The sequence below is a fragment of the Ferroplasma sp. Type II genome, assembly GCF_000496155.1.
Map to the genome: position 1 here is coordinate 1 of NZ_KI542845.1, position 6,280 is coordinate 6,280.

5 protein-coding genes are annotated in these 6,280 nt (G+C 34.4%); 3 read left to right on the plus strand and 2 right to left on the minus strand.

Annotation, left to right across the window (positions count from 1 at the left end):
- The first annotated feature begins 280 nt into the window (after positions 1-280).
- Positions 281-1,012, plus strand: coding sequence for a hypothetical protein (locus AMDU4_RS13730; RefSeq protein ID WP_290705577.1), 732 nt, complete (start codon positions 281-283; stop codon positions 1,010-1,012).
- A gap of 303 nt (positions 1,013-1,315) precedes the next feature.
- Here AMDU4_RS13730 and AMDU4_RS13735 read toward each other — a convergent pair whose 3' ends face one another.
- Positions 1,316-1,726: a hypothetical protein gene (locus tag AMDU4_RS13735; protein WP_021788527.1), complete on the minus strand. Its 411-nt coding sequence runs from the start codon at positions 1,724-1,726 to the stop codon at positions 1,316-1,318.
- A 617-nt stretch (positions 1,727-2,343) separates the two neighbouring features.
- Between AMDU4_RS13735 and AMDU4_RS13740 the strand changes: the two genes are divergently transcribed.
- The gene (locus AMDU4_RS13740) at positions 2,344-3,858 is read left to right on the plus strand and encodes a hypothetical protein (protein ID WP_021788528.1); all 1,515 of its coding nucleotides are present in this window, start codon (positions 2,344-2,346) and stop codon (positions 3,856-3,858) included.
- On the plus strand, positions 3,855-5,354 hold the full coding sequence (locus tag AMDU4_RS13745; RefSeq protein WP_021788529.1) for a hypothetical protein: 1,500 nt from the start codon (positions 3,855-3,857) through the stop codon (positions 5,352-5,354). Before AMDU4_RS13740 ends, AMDU4_RS13745 begins: the two co-directional genes overlap by 4 nt.
- Before the next feature lie 283 nt (positions 5,355-5,637).
- Here the strand turns inward: AMDU4_RS13745 and AMDU4_RS13750 are convergent.
- On the minus strand, positions 5,638-6,280 hold a 643-nt coding region (locus AMDU4_RS13750; RefSeq protein ID WP_290705580.1), incomplete at its 5' end, for a DUF996 domain-containing protein.

The window sequence follows — 6,280 nt, forward strand, 5'->3', positions numbered from 1 at the left end:
GATCGATAATAGATAAATATGACAGGCACATAATTTATATAGCCGTAAATGTGCTAATGGTGATAACTTATTCATTCATGTTTTTTGGAGAGGCCTTTTTATCATATACGCAGTAGATTTTCTTTCATCCATGTTCATGTGGGTTATATCGGATGATTTTCGAGCTCTTACTAAGGAAATCATCCCAGCCGATCATATGGCTAAAGCCCAGGCTGCTGATCAATTTACTTCTGGAATCTTTACATTGGCCGGTATTCTTCTGGGTGGAATCTTTATATTCATGAGATATTACAGTGTTTATACTACCCTCATAGGAATTTCACTTTTAGCAATGGGAATGGTATTTATTTCTGGAACAATAAGGGTATCACACCGCAGCCTAGTCAAAAATGGATTTGGGGGCACCATTAAAATCATAAAAAATATAATACCATTTCTTTTACTGACTATGCTATTAAATGGTCTTTTTGTTGCTCTGGATGTTTTTGCATCGGGCCTCATTTACATAGTAATGCATGCCACATCAATCTACTATACATTTTTCATAGCAGGATTTCCTGCTGGCATGCTTGTTGGGGGTTTAATATCTATGCAATCCTTTTTCAGAGGTTACCTGAACAGTAATAAGCTTCTGGCATTTTATGTTTTTATTGTGGGAGGAATATTCGTACTAATTTCCTTTAATAGAATACCTATTTTGGATGGAATTGGAACATTTGTCTTAGGAATAATTCTGGCTTTTATTAATATTTATATTGAAACAATGATAATGAATTCCATACCCAGCAGCATTACTGGAAAATTTAATTCCCTTACAGCCATGTTTTCTGTCAGTGCCTCACCTGTTATGGCATTTGTTTTTGGATACCTGTCAAAATTCCTCTATTTCCCTTATATAATTACTATCGTAGGAATCATTATGGTATTTACCTCTCTAATTGTAATACAAATAATGGATAGTTTTAACAAAGCAATGAAAAAAGTAGAACAAGAGAATCCGGAACTCTTTTGAAATGTATAATTTTCATTCATTGGATTTTAAGTTGATTAAGAGATAAGGGCGTGTAAGGTTGTGCCTAATTCTGCTGCATAGAACCACAGCATATCCTTATTCTCCATGATCATGTCTAATTCATTTTTCCCAATGCAGAGTGGAAGAAATTAAAACCGTCTTCATAAGTCTCCTAGACATTCCATGATGGGTTATTCTTTAGTTGGCTCCTCTTTCCTTCCTTTATAGTAAAATATTTCAATCATGCTTCATCTATAAACTAAACAATTATAGATTAAAAGGAATTGTATGGCCTAATGAACCTTATTTTATAATTCCAGTTTTCAATACTGCTCTCTGAAAATTTATAAGATGCTTCAATTCTCTGTCAGGCATCACACTCATATATTCCTTTGAGAAGGTTACTTCCGTATCCCATTTTGCATGGAAGCCGGTTACTATGAATGTTATCTCCCTTATATCTAAATCTTCTGGCAAGTCCGAATACACGCCCACCATGCCATCCTTATCCAATTTCGTATAACTGCTAAATGTGACTGTATACGTAGTGTCACCTGACTTATAATCTATATTGTTTGACTTTCCTGCATTTGTGATCAGGATATTCAGAATGTCTGGAGAAAGTATATTTATGCTGCCTTTTGGAAAACTCTCACTTAATTTGCCATAATTCTTATTTGCTTCCTTTTCAAAGGAACTTATTTCATCAACCATACATTCAAAATTTGAAAGTGCATATAAACCTATGTATTGTCATAAACATCTTAACAAGTTTAAAAAAGGCTCCATTTCAATAGATGATAGTAAATACCTTCGTGAATCTGATATCCTGGTATAGTGCTTTTATAGACTGGAATCCTCACTGTCTATAGGTATCCTGGAAACTTTTTCTATTTCTCCCTTAATGTCATGGTTTTTCTTCTGTTGATGAATTTCGGAATGTTGAATTTGGATGTAAAAGTAATCATTATCGCATTCTGTATGCAATATATTGACGTTGAATGTATTGTGCAATAGTCATTACCATTATATTAGAAAATCTACTATGGCATCACTGATAAATACCTTTTTCCAGTAATTTACAACATTGATAAAATGAGAGATTACTAACTGTATAGGGTGTTCCAACTTTTCGAGATCGTGGGCTATATGTCTAGTATTATATGGCCAGGTAGAAACTTTTCACTCACTTTTATCTCCCAGCTTACGAAAATAGGATTGCCACTCGCAAATGTTAAATCCGGAATCATAATTATGATAATAATATGGATGGAGTTCCATTAACTGCCACGATGCTGATGACTCCTGCAGAATAGAGTGGAAGTGATACATTGACATTTGAAAGTATAATATTCAGGAGTAATAAAGCCATTGATGAAATTGACCATAAAAATGAGTTATTTGAAGATTTGTCGCTTAAAATAATCTTTAAAGGCATTCTGGGAAACACAAATAACCAGGATTTTGAAGAAGTATTATATAAACCATTAGATAGCATAGAGGATATCCTATACAGGCAGCAAATTTTTAATGATTTACGAAGTCCACAAATATTTAATGCTATAAAACAATTTTCCGAAACATCATCCACCATTTTCTACAATATTGGGAAATTAGGTGATTTATACAACCTCCAAAGAGAACGATGGCTCCTGGATTCTGTTTACATTTACTGCAATGCCCTTAAGCATTTATATAATGAATTGAATGAACCTTCCATAGTATCAGAGGGACTAATAGGTATTAGAGAATATATTGGACAGTATATGGAATCAAAGGAATTCAAATCTCTCGAAGATGAAACCAAAGAACTGGAAATGGATCTTTCTTCTATCAAGTATATGATGACAATCAAGGGTGTAAAAATAACTGTACGAAAAGATCAGGAGTCCGATAATTATGCCACAGAAGTGGAGAAAATATTTTCCAAATTTCTTGATGGAGACATTGTAGATTCTGGAAAGAATTTAAAATATGGATTTGGCCATGTTGAGGCAGCCCTTGTTGAACTGGTATCATCCCTTTACCCGAAGCAATTTAACAGGTTAAAGGAATTTTACAGAAGAAGATTAAATTTTCTGGAGCCTACTATAGCCCGGTTCATGCATGAAATTGATTTTTACCTAAAATATTTAAAATATATAGAGCCAATGGAAGAAAACGGGCTTTCATTCTGCATTCCCCAGATACAACAGGACCCACAGAGAATGTATTGCATTGATTTCTTTGATGTTGCACTGGCGAAAAAACTTGCCGATCATAAGAGGATCCCAGTTCTAAATAGCATTATGGCTGATCAAGATTCACGTATAATTATTGTTACAGGACCAAATAATGGAGGCAAAACCACCTTCGCTAGAGCCTTTGGACAGGCACATTATCTCGCCCTGCTTGGATTCCCCATCCCCGGTAAAAATGCAAGCATATTAAAAGTTGATAGAATATACTCACATTTTGAGAAATCTGAGGTTCCAGAAAATGCTATTGGAAGACTGGAGGAAGAATTGGAAAGAATGCATTACATACTTGATAATGCAACCGGTAAAAGCCTTATTATTGTCAATGAGATGCTAAGTTCTACAACACTCAAGGATGGTATAGAAATCGGTAAAAACATAATAGGGAAAATACGTGAAAAGGGTTCTTTATGCCTTTACGTAACGTTTATACATGAACTGGCTGAATTGCCGGGAACCAGAAGTTATGTTAGCCAGGTTGACAAAAAAAATCCAGAGATGAGAACCTATAGAATATTACCCACAAAATCTGACGGCATGGCCTATGCTAAGGCACTGGCGGAGAAATACGGGGTCACGTATGAGATGTTAAGGAGGAGAATTTCATGATAAAAACATATCTTCTAGACTATAATGGAATAAAACATCATACTGATACGCTCCCTTGGAACAGCAATGCACTGATAAATGATCTGGGCCTAAAACCAATACTTAACATCATGGCATCCGGTGATGAATTCCTTCTTAAAAATTCTACAGCATTTCTCCTTAACAGTGCTGATTCCATTGATGAAATTGTATACAGACAGGAAATCTTGAAAGATTTCATTGAAAATAATGAAATTGCACTGAAAATATACGAGATTGCCAGTTCATTTTTAAAAGAGGCTCAGAAACAGTTTTTCTGGTTTAGCAATAATGAATCACTTTCAATGCAGATATCAATAGACGTTCTCAAATTGTTTGCAAAGCAGATGGATCAAATAAGAGAAATTATGTCTATAATAGGTGAAAAAATAAAATCTAAAGGATTGAAAAAATTTAATCATGTTGTTACGGAAGTATTCCATAGTGAATATATGCAAGAGATATTAAATAATCTAGAAAGGCTTCAATTCAAAGATGGAATTACTCTCAGTGTGTCACTTGGAATGGGCAATGAGGGCAAAGACTACATACTTCATAAACCCGGTGTTAAGAAAAAGAACATAAAGAAAATTATGGGTGAAACAATTGAACAGCACTATACCTACACACTGGCTGACAGAGACATAAGTGGCGGGGAGGAGATAGTGGATATAAGAAATAGGGGAATAAGAAGTGCTGCCATGGCATTGAAAAAATCAGCCGAAAACAGCATGAAATTTTTTAAGGATCTCAGATGTGAAATTGGTTTTTACCTCGCTTCTCTTAATCTCCTTGAGGAAATCAAAAAAAGATCTGGCAGATACTGTTTTCCTGAGCCACTGGAAATAGGAACCGATAAGCTTAGATTTAATGGATTATATGAACTCGGGCTTATGCTGGCCACAAAATCTACAGTAGTTCCAAACAATATTGATGGGTGTGATAAAAGGCTATTTGTAATAACAGGCACAAACAGAGGGGGAAAATCAACATTTTTAAGAAGCATAGGACAGGCACAATTGTTAATGCAGTGTGGAATGTTTGTGCCCGCTGAAAGTTTCATCAGTAGCATTGTTACAGGTATATTCACACATTTCAAACATGAAGAGGATATTACAATGGAACGGGGCAAATTCGATGATGAACTTTCAATGATGAATGATATAGCCGCCTATATTAGAAAAAACGGAATGCTCCTGTTTAATGAATCATTTTCTTCAACGAACACACGTGAGGGTTCAGAAATAGCAATGCAGATTACTAATGCATTATTGGAAAATGGAATAAGAATATTTTTTGTATCTCATTTATATGAATTTGCGTCTGCTATGATGGATCAGAATGATACCAGTTCAATGTTTCTAATTGCTGAAAGAACGAATGCTGGGGAACATACATATAAGATAATACAGGGAAGCCCATCGGTGACTGGTCATGGTATGGATTTATATAAAAAAATATTTAATACCTCTGGGTGATAAATTCCAACCCTAAAGATAGTGGTAAAACTATGGAAACACATATTGTTTTACGCAATATATTCTTCTGAACCATTTCAGACAGGAATGAAAGAAACTGGATGATATATTACTCCATGTTGATCGTATCTGGTTGATCAGATTTCATAGTATGATAGAATTCAAATCGAGAGAATCTACTGGGAATTTTTGAAATAAAAGATTTCAAGATAATGCCAAATGGGGAGTTCTAAATATTATACCCTCCAACCAGTTAATACATTAATAAATTATCAGATAAAATTTAAATCATACCATCCCCTTGATTCTGAGCCGCGTCCTGATCGATAACTACCGGCTTCGCTTCTGTGGGAAGTTTGTTGAAACTGATTATCAGTAGAATGATTCCTATTAAAATAAGTATAATGCCGACTAATATTACAGTAAAGATAACACCAATAAGCAATAACAGTGCACCTGTATGAAAATCATCTATTCCGGTTAGTTCATACACACTATTATATGCTAAATATTCGAATATAACAGATACTAAAACTGCCATAACTACAAGGAAAAGTGTCAAAAATATCATTCCAATTGCTGATACAGAAATACGTGATATTGCATTAGGGGGTCCAGTAGTCGTGGTAAATGCTACAGGAAGCAATAGTAGAATTATCACTATTGCACTAATGGTACCAAGTACTATCCCAGAAATCAAGCTGTATAACATATATTTGAAAGGTTTTTGGTTTCCATAATAATTTGATATTGATTTTAGGGAAAGAAATAACAGAATTAATCCAATTATTGAAATAATAAATCCTAATCCATTCGTTAATATATTTGCGCCAGTTCCGACGAATTGTAGAATAATTCCTAAAATGCCGTATGTACGAGCGGATTCCAGTTCTGGTATATTTTGTTTATACATATTATTAAGGTAA